14 protein-coding genes are annotated in these 15325 nt (G+C 60.9%); 5 read left to right on the forward strand and 9 right to left on the reverse strand.

Features of this window, described 5'->3' with window-relative positions; genetic code table 11:
• Positions 1–13 precede the first annotated feature (13 nt).
• Genes QYE47_RS07270 through QYE47_RS07280 form a run of 3 tightly spaced genes read right to left on the reverse strand, consistent with a single transcriptional unit; the run spans position 14 to position 4062 of the window.
• The gene (locus tag QYE47_RS07270) at positions 14–1564 is read right to left on the reverse strand and encodes a BCCT family transporter (protein WP_070383836.1); all 1551 of its coding nucleotides are present in this window, start codon (positions 1562–1564) and stop codon (positions 14–16) included.
• 55 nt (positions 1565–1619) lie between these two features.
• A complete protein-coding gene (locus tag QYE47_RS07275; protein ID WP_019436691.1) occupies positions 1620–2606 on the reverse strand; it encodes a dipeptidase in 987 nt (328 codons plus the stop codon).
• Positions 2607–2619: 13 nt separating this feature from the next.
• Positions 2620–4062: an aldehyde dehydrogenase family protein gene (locus QYE47_RS07280; protein ID WP_070383837.1), complete on the reverse strand. Its 1443-nt coding sequence runs from the start codon at positions 4060–4062 to the stop codon at positions 2620–2622.
• A gap of 95 nt (positions 4063–4157) precedes the next feature.
• On the opposite strand from QYE47_RS07280, the gene QYE47_RS07285 reads away from it, so the two are divergent.
• Positions 4158–5045 (forward strand): LysR family transcriptional regulator, encoded by an 888-nt coding sequence (locus QYE47_RS07285; RefSeq protein ID WP_014591367.1) that lies wholly within the window; start codon positions 4158–4160, stop codon positions 5043–5045.
• Between the two features lie 66 nt (positions 5046–5111).
• Here the strand turns inward: QYE47_RS07285 and QYE47_RS07290 are convergent, their stop codons facing one another.
• From QYE47_RS07290 to QYE47_RS07305, 4 genes are all read right to left on the reverse strand, one after another.
• A complete protein-coding gene (locus QYE47_RS07290; protein ID WP_014591366.1) occupies positions 5112–6041 on the reverse strand; it encodes a LysR family transcriptional regulator in 930 nt (309 codons plus the stop codon).
• Between the two features lie 98 nt (positions 6042–6139).
• Positions 6140–6649 (reverse strand): flavin reductase family protein, encoded by a 510-nt coding sequence (locus tag QYE47_RS07295; protein WP_070383838.1) that lies wholly within the window; start codon positions 6647–6649, stop codon positions 6140–6142.
• A 25-nt stretch (positions 6650–6674) separates the two neighbouring features.
• Positions 6675–7709 carry a methionine synthase gene (locus tag QYE47_RS07300; RefSeq protein WP_041167017.1) on the reverse strand — a complete coding sequence of 345 codons (1035 nt, stop codon included), beginning with the start codon at positions 7707–7709 and terminating at the stop codon, positions 6675–6677.
• 27 nt (positions 7710–7736) lie between these two features.
• A complete protein-coding gene (locus tag QYE47_RS07305) occupies positions 7737–8720 on the reverse strand; it encodes a DUF1852 domain-containing protein (protein ID WP_070383839.1) in 984 nt (327 codons plus the stop codon).
• 231 nt (positions 8721–8951) lie between these two features.
• Between QYE47_RS07305 and QYE47_RS07310 the strand changes: the two genes are divergently transcribed.
• Together QYE47_RS07310 and QYE47_RS07315 are read left to right on the forward strand one after the other, a co-directional pair.
• Positions 8952–9452, forward strand: a complete 501-nt coding sequence (locus tag QYE47_RS07310; RefSeq protein WP_070383840.1) for a peroxiredoxin — start codon at positions 8952–8954, stop codon at positions 9450–9452.
• Positions 9453–9538: 86 nt separating this feature from the next.
• Positions 9539–10477, forward strand: coding sequence for a LysR family transcriptional regulator (locus tag QYE47_RS07315; RefSeq protein ID WP_010953617.1), 939 nt, complete (start codon positions 9539–9541; stop codon positions 10475–10477).
• On the opposite strand, the gene QYE47_RS07320 is transcribed toward QYE47_RS07315, so the two are convergent.
• Positions 10454–11584, reverse strand: coding sequence for a porin (locus QYE47_RS07320; RefSeq protein WP_070383841.1), 1131 nt, complete (start codon positions 11582–11584; stop codon positions 10454–10456). The genes QYE47_RS07315 and QYE47_RS07320 overlap by 24 nt on opposite strands.
• A 373-nt stretch (positions 11585–11957) precedes the next feature.
• Here QYE47_RS07320 and QYE47_RS07325 point away from each other — a divergent pair, with 373 nt between their 5' ends.
• Both QYE47_RS07325 and QYE47_RS07330 read left to right on the forward strand, forming a co-directional pair.
• A complete protein-coding gene (locus QYE47_RS07325; protein WP_070383842.1) occupies positions 11958–13259 on the forward strand; it encodes an MFS transporter in 1302 nt (433 codons plus the stop codon).
• Between the two features lies 1 nt (position 13260).
• Positions 13261–14445: a M20 aminoacylase family protein gene (locus QYE47_RS07330; RefSeq protein WP_070383843.1), complete on the forward strand. Its 1185-nt coding sequence runs from the start codon at positions 13261–13263 to the stop codon at positions 14443–14445.
• A 130-nt stretch (positions 14446–14575) separates the two neighbouring features.
• On the opposite strand, the gene QYE47_RS07335 is transcribed toward QYE47_RS07330, so the two are convergent.
• The gene (locus tag QYE47_RS07335) at positions 14576–15151 is read right to left on the reverse strand and encodes a GNAT family N-acetyltransferase (RefSeq protein ID WP_070383844.1); all 576 of its coding nucleotides are present in this window, start codon (positions 15149–15151) and stop codon (positions 14576–14578) included.
• Between the last annotated feature and the right edge of the window lie 174 nt (positions 15152–15325).

Here is a 15325-nt window from a genome sequence, read left to right on the forward strand (position 1 = left end):
GGATGGATCATGTTCAGACGCCTTGTTCACGGGCCATGTGTCGAGCGATGCGCACGGCATCCCACAGCGCTGGCAGGATCACCAGCGACACCGGCACCGCGGTGATGACAATGAAGGATTGCAGGGCCGTCACACCGCCTGCGCCAATGGTGATCAGCACCACCGCCGCCAGGCCCATGCCGATTGCCCAGAAACCACGCAACCACTTCTTCGGTTTATCGTCGCTGGACATCGCCAGCGCCACGGTGAAGGCCATGGCGTCGCCATTGGTGGCCACCGAGATGAAACTCAGGAACAGGAACAGCGCGCTGACAAGGCCACCCAGTGGCAGGTTCTGCGTCACTCCCAGCAGCAGGTCTTCAGGTTTGGCGCCATGGGCGGTGACGCTGCCTGGCGTTTGCAGCTCCAGGCCGATCCCGGTACCGCCCACCACGGTGAACCAGAACATGGTCACCAGCGGTGCGATGATCGACAGCGTCATGATGATCTCGCGGATGGTGCGGCCCCGCGAGATCCGCGCGACGTACAGTGCCACCATGGGCGCATAGCCGATGAACCAGCCCCAGTAGAACACCGTCCACCAGTCCAGCCATTTGGGGTCTGCGCGGAACATCGTCAGGGGAATGAAGTGCTCCACGTGCAGGGCAAAGGCCGCCGGGAAACCGCCGAGGATGAACAGCGTCGGTCCGAATACCACCATGAACAGTGCCAGGCCGATCATCAACCAGACGTTGATCTCGCTGACAAAGCGGATGCCTTTGAGGCCCACCAGGCACGAGACAGTGTACATCGCGGTGACCAGGACAATGGTCAGCGACTGGGTGACGATAGTGTTGGGCAACCCCCACACCGCGTGCATGGCGCTGCTGATCTGCAGGCCAAGGAAACCGATCGGACCGATGGTGCCGGCCACTACCGCGATGATCGAGGCAGCGTCGGCCAAGGTGCCGATCGGGCCCTTGAGCGCTCGCTGGCCGAACAGGGGGTAAAGCAGGGTGCGCGGCGCCAGCGGAAGGCCTTTATCGTAATGCAGGTGCATCAGCACGATCGCCAGCAGGCTACCCAGCACGGCCCAGGCCAGGAAGCCCCAGTGCACGAACGATTGCGCCAGCGCCGCGGTGGCCGCCGCTTCGCTGTGCGGTTGCAGGCCGGCGAAGAAGGGCGGCGGGCTGGCAAAGTGCATCAAGGGTTCGGCAGCGGCCCAGAAGGCGCCACCACCTGCCAGCAAGGCGCACATGATCACTGCGATCCAGTTGAAGGTGCTGACGTCTGGGCGCTGGGTGACCCCGCCCAGGCGTACACGCCCGCATCTGGAAAACCCGATGAACAGGCTGACCGCGAAGGTTGCCAGCATCAGCACTTGCCAATAGAGGCCAAAGGCCTTTGTCGACCAGGCGAACAGGGTATTGACCAGCGCCGACACGGTGTCGATGTCGATCAGCGCCGCCAGCAGGAAGGCGCCGAGGAATCCGCCGCTGATCAGGAACAACGGCCAGTCGATATCGCGTGCCATAGGCACGCCCATGGCTTGGCCGTCGGCCTGCAAGGTGGTTGGGTTTTTCATGAAACCTCCGGAACCTGCGATTGTTTTTATTGTTGGTGCTGTCCGTGCAAGGGGGTCAGGCCTGTGCCGTGGTGGCGGTCTCCAGTAGGCGCAACCAGTTCAGCCCCATGATGTTGCCCACGTCTTGCTCGGCAAAGCCGCGGGCGCGCAGGCCCTGGGCAATGTTGCGGAAGTCGCGGCTGTCGCGGAACCACTGCAAGGGCGCCGGCCAGTTGGCGTTGTCCCTGGAGCCTTCGCCGTAGTCCTTGTCCTTGCTCCAGCGGCCGTTGCGCATCCATTCCAGCACAGACAAGGGTTGCGCCTGGCACAGGTCGGTGCCGATGCCGATGTGCTCCACACCCATCAGGTCGGCGGTGCGCGCGACCATGTCGCAGAAACTTTCCAGGCTACAGTCCGAGGCACCCTTGAGGTGGAACGGGTAGGTGCTGAAACCCAGCAGCCCGCCGGACTCTGCGATCCCGCGTAGCACCGCATCGGACTTGTTGCGCTTGGCGGCGTGGAAGCTGGCAGGGTTGGCGTGGGAGATGATCACCGGTCGGCTGGACAGTTCGATGGCCTCAAGCGTGCTTCGCTCGGCGCTGTGAGACATGTCGATGAGCATGCCGACGCGGTTCATTTCGGCGATCACCTGGCGGCCGAAGCGGCTGATGCCGTTGTCCTCGCGCTCATAGCAGCCGCTGGCCAGCAGGCTTTGGTTGTTGTAGGTCAGTTGCATGACGAACACCCCGAGCTGGCGGAAAACCTCCACCAGGGCAATGTCGTCCTCGATCGGCGAGCAGTTCTGGAAGCCGAAGAAGATGCCTACCCGGCCCTCCTCGTGGGCCAGGCGGATGTCGCTGGCCGTGCGTACCGGGCGGATCAGCTCGGGCCATGTTTCGAAGCGGCGGTTCCACTCGCCCAGGCGCGACAGGGTTTCGCGGGCGTTTTCGTGGTAGGCGATGGTGGCGTGCACCGCGCTCAGGCCACCGGCCTGCATCTGCTGGAATATTTCCTGGCTCCAGTTGGAGTACTGCAGGCCGTCGATCATCAAGAGGTCGTGCATGGCATGTATTCCTTCAGGGCCGCAGGTAGGTGGTCTTGACCACGGTGTAGAAGTCGCGAGCGTATTGCCCCTGTTCCCGCGGGCCGAAACTCGAGGCTTTACGGCCCCCGAATGGCACGTGGTAGTCGGTGCCGGCGGTGGGCAGGTTGACCATCACGCAGCCGGTCTGGGCGCGGCGCTTGAAGTGGCTGGCGTGGCGCAGCGACTGTGTGATGATCCCGGCTGTGAGGCCGTACTCGGTATCGTTGAGCGTGGTCAGCGCCTCTTCAAAATCGCGCACGCGGATAACGCAGGCGATGGGGCCGAACACTTCCTCGCGGTTGATGCGCATGTCGTTGCGGCTGTTGATGAACAAGGCAGGGCGCATGTAGTAGCCATCGCAGGCCAGTTGCAGGCGTTCGCCACCTTCGATCAGGGTGGCGCCTTCGGCCTGGGCCAGTTGCAGGTAGGCCAGGTTCTGTTCCAGCTGGCGCGCGTCCGCTACCGGGCCGATCTGTACGCCAGCCTCCAGTGCATGGCCAACCTTGAGCTGGCGCATACGCAGGCGCAGCGCCTCGACGAAGCGGTCGTGGATGCCGTCGCAGACGATCAGCCGTGACGACGCGGTGCATTTCTGCCCGGTGCCGAAGAAGGCCCCGTTGAGCGCGCATTCCACGGCCAGTTCGAGGTCGGCGTCGTCCATGACCACCAGGGCATTCTTGCTACCCATTTCCAGCTGGCAGCGCACCAGGTTACCGGCGGTGGCCACCGCTACGCGTCGGCCCGTCTGCAGAGAACCGGTGAACGTCAGGGCATCGATCTCGGCGGACTGGATCAGGGCCTCGCCGACGTCGGCACCGCTGCCCATCACCAGGTTGAAGGTGCCGCTGGGCAGGCCCTGACGGCTGATGATCTCGGTGAGCGCCCAGGCACTGGCCGGCACCAGGTTGGCCGGCTTGAACACCACGGCGTTGCCGAAGGCCAGGGCCGGGGCGATTTTCCAGGCGGCGGTGGCCATGGGGAAGTTCCAAGGGGTAATGATGCCCACCACACCCACCGGTTCGCGATGCACTTCGATGTCGACCCCAGGGCGCACCGAGGCGGCAGTCTCGCCCATCTGGCGCAGCACTTCGGCGGCGTAGTAATGGAAGAACTGGCCACTGCGGTTGACCTCGCCGATGCCTTCGGCCAAGGGTTTGCCTTCTTCTCGCGACAGCAGTTCGCCGAGCTCTTCCTTGCGGGCGATCAGCTCGTCGCCGATGGACATCAGCACTTGCTGGCGGTTTTCCAGACCACTGGCGGCCCACAGGGGTTGAGCGGCGCGCGCGGCCTGGATGGCCTGGCGGGCCTGTTCGGCGCTGGCCTGATGGTACTGGCCGATCAGGTCGCCAGTGTCCGAGGGGCTGTAGTTGCCCAAAGTGGCGTGGCCTTCACACCACTGGCCATCGATGTAGTTGTTGTAGGTCTTGTGTGACATGGATGAACGCCTCCGTTTGCATGGCATTCATGATGCGAGCAATATGCAGCAAATAAAAATTAATAAAAAAAATGCTTTGATAAGGAATGCTAACCATGTTGCCCGAGCTGAAAATCGCCCAGTTGCGTTACTTCGTACTGGTCGCCGAACTCAAGAGTTTCCACGCGGCCGCCCGCCAGGCCTTTCGCACCCAGCCTGCGATATCCCTGGCCCTGCGTGAACTGGAGCAGAAGCTGGGGCAGGCATTGGTCGAAAAGGGCGGTGGCCGGGTAGAGCTGACGCCATTTGGCGAGCATTGCCTCCCGTTGTTTCGTGGCTTGATCGAGCACCATGACCGTATTGCGCGTGAAGCCATGCTGTTTGCCCGGCATGAAATCGGCCAGGTCAGCATCGCCACCGTGCCTTCTGTGGCCAGCCGAATGCTGCCAGGGCCGCTGGCCCGCTTCGTGGCCGCGCACCCCAATGTGCAGGTCAGCATTCAGGACGGCACGGCCGAACGTGTGCAGCAGTTGCTCGCTCAAGGGCAGGTGGATTTCGGCATCAGCAGCCTGTGGGTGGACGATGATCAGCTCGACTTCGCCCCCATCGTGAATGATCAGGTTGGCGTGGTGTGCCGCAGCGACCACCCGCTGGCGCAGGCGGGGGGGCGGCTGCATTGGGCGCAGTTGTTGGGCGTGCCGATGATCCGCAACGGTACCTCGCAATTGCTGGCGGGTACCGAGGCCGAGGGTTTGCTGGCCGATAGCCGGCTGTTCATTTCCAACATGATTTCGTTGATCGCCATGCTGGAGGAGGGGGTAGGGATCAGTACCTTGCCGTACCTCGCTTTTCCGCAGGAGAACGACAAACTGGCGTTCGTACCCCTTGAGGAGCCCAGGGTAGAACGGCATATCGGCATGCTCACCCGCAAAGGGCGCAGCCTGTCACCTGTGGCGGGGGCACTGATGGCGTTTCTGCAAGTGCAGTTGGCGAAGGCTGGCTGATTCGTTGGCGGTAGGGGCATGGCGCGCCATGGCCGGCACTGAGGTTCGCCAACGCACGCCCGGCTTTCAGAGAACCGGGCCTGACGCCACGCTGACACCTGCCAGCGTGGTGAACGAGATGTCCTTGGCCGTGAGCAAGAAATCACGCACGTACGGCACCTCCAGCATGTCACTGCGCAGCGCAGCATAGAGGTTTGCCTGCAGGCCGTGCTCGCCAAGGCGCTTGGCGGTTACATAGCCGCGCGAACTGTATTCGTGCACGGCCCAGTTGGGCAGGCAGCAGACGCCTCGCCCGGACGCAACCAGTTGCATCATCATCACGGTCAGTTCTGAAGTACGTACCTGTGCGGGCTCGATGTCGGCGAGGTCGAGGAAGCGGGTGAAGATGTCCAGACGGGTGCGTTCGATCGGGTAGGTAATCAGTGTCTGGCTGGCGATATCGGCGGGCTCCAGATACGGCTTGTGGCGCATGGCGTGGTGGTTGTCGATGGCCAGCAGCGCCTCGTAGCTGAACAACGGCACGTAGCTGATACCTGGCAGTGTCACCGGGTCGGAGGTCACCACCAGGTCCAGGTCGCCGCGCTCCAGGGCTGGCAGTGGTGCGAAGGAAAAACCGGAGGCGAGGTCCAGTTCCACCTCAGGCCAGGCGCCGCGGAACTCATCCACTGAAGGCATCAACCACTGGTAGCAGCTGTGGCACTCGATGGCGATGTGCAGCCGTCCGGCGCAGCCCCCGGCCAGTTTGCCCAGGTCCCGTTCGGTATTGCGGATCTGAGGCAGCACCTGATCGGCCAGCTGCAGCAGCTTCAGCCCGGCGCTGGTGAAGCGCACCGGCCTGGATTTGCGCACGAACAGTGGCATGCCGATGCGCTCTTCCATATCGCGGAACTGGTGCGACAGGGCTGATTGTGTCAGGTGCAGGCGCTCGGCGGCCTCCTGCAGGCTGTCGGTTTCACGCAGCGCGTGGAGGGTTCGCAGGTGGCGTAAATCGATCATGAGTAAAATGGCGGATCAACGCAGTAATGGCGGGCTTTCTTCACTGCCGCGTGATCCTGGCAATTCCTTTGCTGGGTTTTCCGTGAGTGGAGTGAGGCTCAAGCCGCGTCATGCGCGGCGAGGTTGCAATACTGCCCCTTGAAATACAGCAGCGGCTGCGTGGCAGCAGTTGCCTGCAGGTTCAACGCTTTGACTTCGCCAATCACGATCAGGTGGTCCCCGGCGGCATGTTCGGCGTGAATTTCGCAATCAAGCCAATGCAGGCTGCCGGCAATGATCGGGTTGCCCAACGGCGATGCTTGCCATTCGACGCCCTGCCACTTGTTGGCGCCGCGCCGGGCAAACTGGTTGGAAATGCTGACCTGTTCACCTGACAGGATGTTGACCGTGAAGCGGCCAGCCCGGCGAATCTTCGGGTAGCTGGCCGAACTGGACATCACACTGAATGACACCAGCGGCGGGCTCATCGACACGCTATAGAACGACTGGCAGGTGAAACCGATCGGCTCGCTCTCAAGATGCGATGTAATCACCGTGATGCCGGATGCGTAGTGCCCGAGTGCCTGGCGAAAAGTCGACGGCTCGATCGCCGTACCGGAAAGCAACATGGTAGGTCCTGTGGCTGCATTCATTTCAGCGTGCGTTAGCGAGTTCCTGGCGGACAATTGCCGCGCCTGCACTCAACGCCTTGAGCTTGCCGCTGGCTACCTGGCGAGGCAGGGGTGCCATGCCGCAGTTGGTGCAAGGGTAGAGCTTGTCGGCATCGACGAATTGCAGTGCCTTGCGCAGGGTGGCGGCGACCTCTTCGGGTGTTTCAATGGCATGGGTGGCCACATCGATGGCGCCGACCATGACCTTCTTGCCGCGAATCAGCTCGAGCAGGTCCATCGGAACATGCGAGTTATGGCATTCCAGCGAAATGATATCGATGCTGGACTGCTGCAGTTTGGGGAAGGCCTGTTCATATTGCCGCCATTCTGAACCGAGGGTCTTTTTCCAGTCGGTGTTGGCTTTGATGCCATAGCCATAGCAAATATGGACGGCCGTTTCGCACTTTAGGCCCTCGATGGCCCTTTCGAGGGTAGCCACGCCCCAGTCATTCACATCGTCAAAGAAAACATTGAATGCCGGTTCGTCGAACTGAATGATGTCCACGCCCGCGGCTTCCAGTTCTCTGGCTTCCTGGTTGAGAATCTTGGCGAACTCCCAGGCCAGTTTCTCGCGGCTTTTGTAGTGGTTGTCATACAGTGTGTCGATCATGGTCATGGGGCCGGGCAGCGCCCACTTTATCGGCTGTGTGGTGTGCTGGCGGAGGAACTTGGCATCTTCGACAAACACCGGCTTTTGTCGAGCGACAGCACCCATAACCGTCGGTACGCTTGCATCATAGCGATCACGGATTCTGACGGTTTTCCGTTGTTCGAAATCAACGCCGCTGAGGTGCTCGATAAACGTGGTGACAAAGTGCTGCCGGGTTTGCTCGCCGTCACTGACGATGTCGATACCGGCGTGTTGTTGTTCTTGCAAGGCCAGGCGCAAGGCATCCTGTTTGCCTTCAATCAGTTGCTCGTCTTGCAACTTCCACGGTGACCAAAGTGTTTCGGGTTGAGCAAGCCAGGCGGGTTTAGGCAGGCTGCCGGCCGTGGAGGTGGGTAGCAATGTGTTCATGAACAGTGACCCTTGTGCTTTGAATGTTCAACGTGCGTATTGAGCGGACCATTGCGCCAGCGTGGCCTGGTAGGGTTTGACAAATTGCTCCTCGGCAAACTTGCCCTGCTCGATCGCCAGGCGGCTGCGCTCTTCCCGGTCGTAGATAATGCGCGTGAGCGAGTAGTCCTGGTTCTTCAGGCTGGGCTGGTAGGCCTTGCCTGCAGGAGAGTTGGCGTTGTAGATCTCGGGTCGGTAGATTTTCTGAAAGGTGTCCATGGTGCTGATGGTGCTGATCAGTTCAAGGTCGGTGTAGTCAGCCAGCAAGTCGCCGGCAAAATAAAACGCCAACGGGGCGACGCTGTTCGGCGGCATGAAATAGCGCACCTTCAAGCCCATTTTCTTGAAGTATTCATCCGTCAGCGAGTACTCATCCTGCTGGTATTCAACCCCTAGCACAGGGTGCTGATTTTCGGTGCGTAGGTAAGTCCTGCTGCTCGATACGCTCAGGCAGATAACCGGTGGTTTGCTGAAGTGCTCCTGGTAGGTTGGCGAGTTGACGAAACACTTGAACAGGTTGCCGTGCAGCTCGCCGAAATGATCGGGAATGCTGAAGGTCGACCGATGCTTGTTATGCTCCAGTAACAGTACGCTGAAGTCGTAATCGCGCACGTACGAGGAGAAGTTGTTGCCTACCATGCCTTCGAAGCGAGTATTGTTTTTGCGGTCGACAATATAAGTTTTCAATATTTCGATCAGCGGCAGGGCATTGCCGTACTGCGCGCTTTCAAGGTTCATTTCCACCGATATGATGTCCAGCTCTACACGGTAACGATCATGTTCGGGGTTGTCCCAGTGCGCCAGCGCATTGAAACGGTTATTGATCATCGTCAGGGTATTGCGCAGGTTCTGCTGGCGGTTTGCACCCCGTGCCAAATTGGCGAAGTTGGTCGTGATGCGGGTATTTTCGGCAGGGAGATAATGTTCGTCGAACGCAATGCGCTTGACGGTGAATGTTGGCGCTTTATCCATGGTTATGACTTCCAGGTGCCTGAGTGTGAGCGATCCAGTGCTGGTCAGTTGCGTAGGCTGAATCGTTCACACCGTAATCTTGATGTGTTTGATTGAGGCGTATCCTAGGCGGGGCGCTGCATGAATGATATTGAAGTTATTTCACAGGTTTTTTAGCCCTGCTCATGATGCGTTGCCTGGTCGACTGCGGCATCATGGCTGCCTGGCCTTCACCTCACCCAGGAGACAGCGATGATCAAAACCGGCGATCAACTGCCCGACGTTACCCTTTATCAATACAACAACGACGCAGGTGCCTGCGCGATCGGCCCCAAGGCCTTTTCCATTCGCGAGCGTTGCAAGCACAAGAAGGTGCTGATCTTCGCGTTGCCGGGCGCGTTCACGCCGACGTGCTCTGAACGTCATGTTCCCGGTTATGTCGCGGCGGCCCCTGCGTTGTTTGCGGCTGGCATTGACGAAATCCTGTGCGTCTCGGTGAACGATGCCTTTGTCATGAACGCCTGGGGCAACAGCTTGCAGGTCGGGGATGCGGTCAAGATGATCGGCGATGGCAATGGCGAATTCAGCGAGGCGCTGGGCCTGACCCAGGACCTTTCGGCACGCGGTTTGGGGCGGCGCTCGCAACGGTATGCGATGTTGGTCGACGACCAGGTAGTCCAGTACATTGCGGTTGAAAGCCCCGGCAAGTTCGAGGTCAGCGATGCGGCCAGCATGCTGGCTGTGTTGCGCTAGCCATACCTTTCAGGCCTTGCCGACAACGGCTGTCAGGGCTGCCAGAACACCTTTCGAACCGGCCGCTAACAACAAGGTACAGACGGTTGAAACTTCACCAACTCAGGGCGCTGGTCGCCATTCATAACGCAGGCAGCATCCTCGAAGCCTCCAAGCTCATGCACATTACTCAGCCCGCGCTGAGCCGTTCGATCAAGGAGCTGGAGCGGGAGGTGGGGTTTACCCTGTTGCAGCGGTCGCACAAAGGCATGGCCCTTACCGAGGAAGGCAAGCGTGTCATCCGCCATGCCAACCTCGTGGTAGAGAGCATACGCCGTCTGCAGATCGAAGCGGCGAGCATTCAGGATGCGGCGCTGGGCGCCGTGTCGATCGGGGTGACGTCGTTGACGGCGATGCTCGATGGCGTCGATGAAAGTATCCTGGCCTTTCGGCGCAAGTACCCGCGGGTGAAGATTACCATCACCGACCTGCGCCCCAGCCAGATCCTGCAGCGCTTGCGCGATGGCAGCCTGGACTTTGCCATTACTTCGCAGCAACCGCTGAGTCGGCTGAGCCTGGATTGGGAGGCACTGGGCAGTATCAAAGGCAGGGTGATTTGCCACGCCTCGAATCGGCAGAAGTTCAGCCAGTCACTGCGCACCTTGCAATACGCCCCCTGGATCAGCCTGGACGAGTTGTCCGACCAGGCTTCGCAGTTTCACCAACTGTTCGAAGCCAACGGCCTTCGGGTGCCACAGAATACCGTTGAATGCACTTCAGTGATGATGGCGCTGAAGCTGTTGAAGAACACGGAGTCGTTGATGACTATCAGCGAACTGGCGGTGGACCAAGGGTTTACCTACGGCATCGATTGCGAGTTCGTAGCCATGGCGGTGCAGGAGTTGATTCCGGATTACCCCATCAACCTGGTCTGCATTGACCGCCACAGCCTCACGGCGCCTGCCCAGGAGCTGTTCCACAGCTTGCGCGGGCAGGTGCTCAAGCAGACCCGCCCCGTGGGGTCAGAAGTGGTAGTACATGCCTAGCGAGACGTTGCTTGGGTTATCGCCCGCCTGGTCCACCGGGGTCCCGGCGTAGGTGACCGACGAGGCGCGCTGGTTGGCGATCATGCCGAGGCGTCCATAGAGGGCCCAGCGGGGGTTGATGAAATGGTCATAGCCGATCATCGCGCCCCACGCGTCCTTGTCACGGGCGCTGACCTGGCGTTGCATCACCGCCAGGCGCAGCACGTCCAGCTCGGCCACCGGCGCCATCATGCCGAAGGTATACAGCGTGGTGCTGGGCGTGCCGGCCTGGGCCACGTCCTGACGTTGCCAGGTGAGGCTGGTGGCCAGCGGGCCGAAATCGTAGAACGCCGACAGGCTCTTGAAATCGTTGGCGGTCTGGCGTGAAACGCCGCCGTCGTCCCATGGGTCGCTGTAGTAACGGTTGTAGGAGGCCAGCAACATCACCCGGCTGTTGCGGTACTGCAGCCGGGCGCCACCGCCACGCACGGTGCGCCCAGCGCTGGCGGCATCGTCGAAGCCAAAGCTCAGCGCGGTACCGAGGCTGAAGCCACTGAAGGTCGGGCTGGTGTAGGCCAGGGTGTGCTTGGGGCGCAGGTCAAGGTAAAAGGCGCCCTTGCCGGCGGCAGGCAGGGCCAGGTAAGTGTAGGGCGAGCCATAGGTGGCCAGGAACGGGTCGGCGTAGGTGGGCGTGGCCATGCCGTAGGTCTTGCCGAACTCGAGCTTGCCCAGGGTGCGCGAGCGCAGGGCGACTGTCGCCAGGCGCAGGGTACCGACGGTGTCCCAGGTGCCCTCCAGGGCCTCGCCATTGAGGTTGAAACCCTCCTCGACGTCAAGCTCCACGACGGTATCGGGGTCAAGCGCCTTGCGTGCGTACAGCCCGAGCTTGTTGGTCCAGGCGCCGCCACCGGCCAGCCTGAAACCCGAGTGGTGCTGTGAGTCGTGGTAGCTGGCGAATGCATCCACGGTGCCGTACACCTTGAGTGTGTCATCGAAGCCGTAATCCAGCCCGTAATAACCAAAACCCGGCGCAATCCGCGCGAGCGTCGGAAAACCCTCTGCCTGTGCCTGCGCAGCAAGGCAAGCCCCTTGGATCATCAACAGCAACGACGTAATGCGAGTGTTCATTCACGACTCCAGGCCAGCACGGTGATGTGGTGGCTTTAGCGTCGGTGAACAGAACGTTGCAGCGTGATTGCTTATTCGGTCAGGTCATGCCGTTTGGTTAATCAGGGGCTGGCGCGGCGTGTGGATTGGCGGGCACCTCCGCTTTAGACAGGCTTCGTACCCGCGCCAACGCTGCGCTACGGATGCTGATCTGTGGGCGTTATTGGGGCCGCGCGCGGAGCGAGGGCGGACTGTGCGCCAGCTCAGGGCAATTTGGCCAACGATCGCGCCAGCTAATTAATCATTGGTTATCCCTATGCCGAAACTGCAAGTGTATTGGGTGCCCGATTGGCTGATATTCGCTGCACGCCGCGATTTGCCAACGGAGACAACAATGATCAGACCGCTACCCACATCGCCGAGCCTGCAAAAAGGTGCGCACTCAGCCGCGCAGGTATCGTCCTCCCGTAAAACCTTGGTCGCCTGCTCGTTGGGCAATGCGCTGGAAATGTACGACTTCACGATCTACAGCTTCTTTGCTGTACTGATCGGCAAGCACTTCTTCCCCTCTGACTCGGCCATGGCGTCGTTGTTGATGTCGCTGGCCACCTTTGGCGTCGGTTTCCTGATGCGCCCGGTCGGGGCGATGGTCATCGGTCGCTATGCTGACCGGCATGGACGCAAGGCCGCTTTGAGCCTGACCATCGGGCTGATGACCCTGGGCACCGCAATGATTGCCTTTGCGCCCACGTATTCACAGATCGGGATTTTCGCCACGTTGCTGCTGGTGACCGGCCGGCTCATCCAGGGCATGTCGGCAGGCGGGGAGGTCGGTACCGCGTCGGTGTTCCTGATGGAATCCAGTGCGGTTGGCAGCCGCTGCCAGAGCGTCAGCTGGCAGGCTGCCAGCCAAGGCTATGCCGCCTTGGTGGGGGCCGGCTTTGGCCTGGCCCTCAGCCAGTTGCTCGATCCCACGGCGTTGGAAAGCTGGGGATGGCGCATACCGTTCATCTTCGGCCTGCTGATCGGGCCGGTCGGTTGGTATATACGCACGCGGTTGCCGGAAACCCACGAGGTCGCACCGGCGCAGAAGACAGAGCAGGGGCTGGATGCCGAACTGCTCAAACGCATCGCCCAAGGCATCGGCCTGATGGCCAGCTCGACCATTGGCATGTACCTGTTCGTGTTCTACATGCCGACCTACCTGACCACCGCCTTGCATTACCCACCCGGCAGCGCGATGGCGATTGCCTGCATCAGTAGCGGCTGCATGGCAGTCATCTGCCCGTTGGCCGGCAAATTCGCCGACAAGTATCAGCTCAGAAAACGCCTGCTGGTGTGGACGGTCGCCGCACCGGTGGTGTTGACCCTGCCGGTGTTCCATCTGCTTGGGCAAGTGCAGCACATGGGCCTGGCCATGATGGGCGTGGCGATCCTGATCTTGCCGACCTGTATCGGTGCCGGTGCGTTCTTCGCGCTGATCATGGAGGGCTTCCCGAAGGCCAGGCGCTCGTTCGGCACCTCGGTCAGCTACAGCCTGGGTGTGACCCTGTTCGGTGGTTTTTCGCCGTTGGTGGCCACCTGGCTGATTGCAGCGCTGGGCACGCCGTTGGCGCCAGCCTACTTCCTGCTGGCCGGCGGCATCGTCAGCCTGGCCTGCCTCAGGTACTTCCCCGAAAACAAAGGATGCGAGTGATATGGGTATTTTGCAGAGCAATCAAACACGGGGCTCAGCTGCCGAGCTGGATGAGTTCGTCATGCTGCGCCGGCAGATCCACGCTGCGCCGGAAATTGGCGGCGACACCCCCGATACAGCGGCCCTGGTAGCCGACAAGCTGCAAGCTTTGGGCTATGAAGTGCATCGCAATGTAGGTGGGCATGGTGTGGTCGGCGTGCTGAAAGTGGGGGACAGCCCGCGCAGCATCGGGTTGCGTGCAGACATGGACGCACTGCCGATGGGCGAAAAGAATGCGTTTGCGCATGCCAGCAAGATTCCCGGCCGGATGCATGCCTGTGGCCATGACGGGCATACTGCGATCCTGCTGGCAGCCGCTGCGCAACTGGCGGCTACACGCCAGTTCAACGGGACGTTGAACGTGATATTCCAGCCCGACGAGGAAGGCCTGGCGGGGGCCAAGGCGATGATTGACGACGGCCTGTTCGAGCGCTTTGCGTGCGACTCGGTGTATGCGCTGCATAACATGCCCGGCCTGCCGGTGGGCACGTGCGTGGTGCAGGCGGGGCCCACCATGGCGTCTTCCGAACGTGTCAGCATTCGGATTACCGGCAAAGGCGGGCATGGTGCGATGCCGGAACTGTCGGTAGACCCGGTGATGGCGTTGAACAGCCTGATCAGTGGCATTCAGACCATCAAGTCGCGCAACCTGAGCGTCGAGGACTACGCCGTGATCAGCATTGGCATGATCCAGGCCGGCACCGTCTACAACATAATCCCTGACGAGGCCTGCATGTTGCTGAGCGTGCGCACCGACACGGCCCAGACCCAGCAGAAGATCAACAGCCGCATTGACGCACTGGCCAAGGGGCACGCCGAAAGCTATGGCGTGGAGATCGATGTGCAATTCACCCAGCTGGCGCCCGCCTTGTGCAACAGCGATCACGAAAGCGCGTTGCTGCGTGACAGCCTTAGGCCGTTGTTCGCCGACGGCGCGCTGCTGGACAAGATGCCGAAGAAGGTCATGGGCACCGAAGACTTTGCCTACATGTTGCAGGTGCGGCCTGGCTGTTACTTCATGCTGGGCAATGGCACGGGCGAGTTCCATGGGTGCTCGGTGCATAACCCCCACTACGATTTCAATGATGCGTTGGTGAAAATTGGCGCTGATTGTTGGGTGAAGTGGGTTCAGGACTACCTGCGTTGACCCTTTGCCGGGGCTTGCACAGCTCCGGCAAGTACCGCCTTTGCCGTGGAGAATGCAGTGCACGGCACCGGCTTCGCCGATGTTCGCGGCAAGCCCGCGCCTGCATGCGGGACTGCCTTTTGACCCTCCATCATCTGCGCAGGCCGCGGCAGGGTCTGGTTTGCGTCCTGTCGAGCCAGGCACTGCGTGTCATCTCCCATACCTCTACCCGCATCTGCCCAGAGACAAAATGCCCGTCTCGCGTTGCCACTCTGCGCATGCCCTCAAACTCCGAAACCCTGCGTGAAGCATGGTTGGCAACCGCTTTGGGAACCTGCATGACCGGACGCGACAATGTTTCGAACCAGTATGCGTTGATGACCTGACATGCTTCGCGCATATAGCCTTGCCCCCACCACTGCGGTGCAAGCCAGAAGCCTCGGTTGTTCCCAGGCTGTTCATACAGGCTGATGCTGCCAATGGTGTTCTCGGTTGCATCGCGCAGCCGGATCATCCAGTGCCATTCGCGGCCCGCCACCATGGCCGGCAGGGCGATATCGCGCACATAGATCAATGCGCCGTCTTCCGGGTAAGGCCACGGCACACGACGGTCCAGATAACGGACGACCTCCCACTGGGGGAACAGTTTCTGAATGGTTGCTGCATCTCCCAACTGAAGGGGTGTGAGAACAAGACGTTTTGTGAACAGCGTTGGAAGGCAATCCATGGCACTCGCTCCTGAGCTTGCGGATAATGCGTCTGGGACTTGTGAAACCTGGTATCCATGCGTCTGCGCCGAATTAGTCTACGCTCTTAGCCGAAGCGCGTCGTTACAGGCTTCATCCCGTAATCGTCGCTCTGGCGATTCACACCGACGGACCAGGCTCGGTCCAAAGAGGGT

It is taken from the genome of Pseudomonas sp. 2,4-D, from assembly GCF_030418155.1.
In the GTDB taxonomy this organism is placed as follows: Bacteria; Pseudomonadota; Gammaproteobacteria; order Pseudomonadales; family Pseudomonadaceae; genus Aquipseudomonas; species Aquipseudomonas alloputida.

Excerpts from the sequence above, each read along its gene's own strand:
- QYE47_RS07270 (WP_070383836.1), bottom strand. The coding sequence starts at position 1,564 with ATGAAAAACCCAACCACCTTGCAGGCCGACGGCCAAGCCATGGGCGTG.
- QYE47_RS07275 (WP_019436691.1), bottom strand. The coding sequence starts at position 2,606 with ATGCACGACCTCTTGATGATCGACGGCCTGCAGTACTCCAACTGGAGC.
- QYE47_RS07280 (WP_070383837.1), bottom strand. The coding sequence starts at position 4,062 with ATGTCACACAAGACCTACAACAACTACATCGATGGCCAGTGGTGTGAA.
- QYE47_RS07285 (WP_014591367.1), top strand. The coding sequence starts at position 4,158 with ATGTTGCCCGAGCTGAAAATCGCCCAGTTGCGTTACTTCGTACTGGTC.
- QYE47_RS07290 (WP_014591366.1), bottom strand. The coding sequence starts at position 6,041 with ATGATCGATTTACGCCACCTGCGAACCCTCCACGCGCTGCGTGAAACC.
- QYE47_RS07295 (WP_070383838.1), bottom strand. The coding sequence starts at position 6,649 with ATGTTGCTTTCCGGTACGGCGATCGAGCCGTCGACTTTTCGCCAGGCA.
- QYE47_RS07300 (WP_041167017.1), bottom strand. The coding sequence starts at position 7,709 with ATGAACACATTGCTACCCACCTCCACGGCCGGCAGCCTGCCTAAACCC.
- QYE47_RS07305 (WP_070383839.1), bottom strand. The coding sequence starts at position 8,720 with ATGGATAAAGCGCCAACATTCACCGTCAAGCGCATTGCGTTCGACGAA.
- QYE47_RS07310 (WP_070383840.1), top strand. The coding sequence starts at position 8,952 with ATGATCAAAACCGGCGATCAACTGCCCGACGTTACCCTTTATCAATAC.
- QYE47_RS07320 (WP_070383841.1), bottom strand. The coding sequence starts at position 11,584 with ATGAACACTCGCATTACGTCGTTGCTGTTGATGATCCAAGGGGCTTGC.
- QYE47_RS07325 (WP_070383842.1), top strand. The coding sequence starts at position 11,958 with ATGATCAGACCGCTACCCACATCGCCGAGCCTGCAAAAAGGTGCGCAC.
- QYE47_RS07330 (WP_070383843.1), top strand. The coding sequence starts at position 13,261 with ATGGGTATTTTGCAGAGCAATCAAACACGGGGCTCAGCTGCCGAGCTG.
- QYE47_RS07335 (WP_070383844.1), bottom strand. The coding sequence starts at position 15,151 with ATGGATTGCCTTCCAACGCTGTTCACAAAACGTCTTGTTCTCACACCC.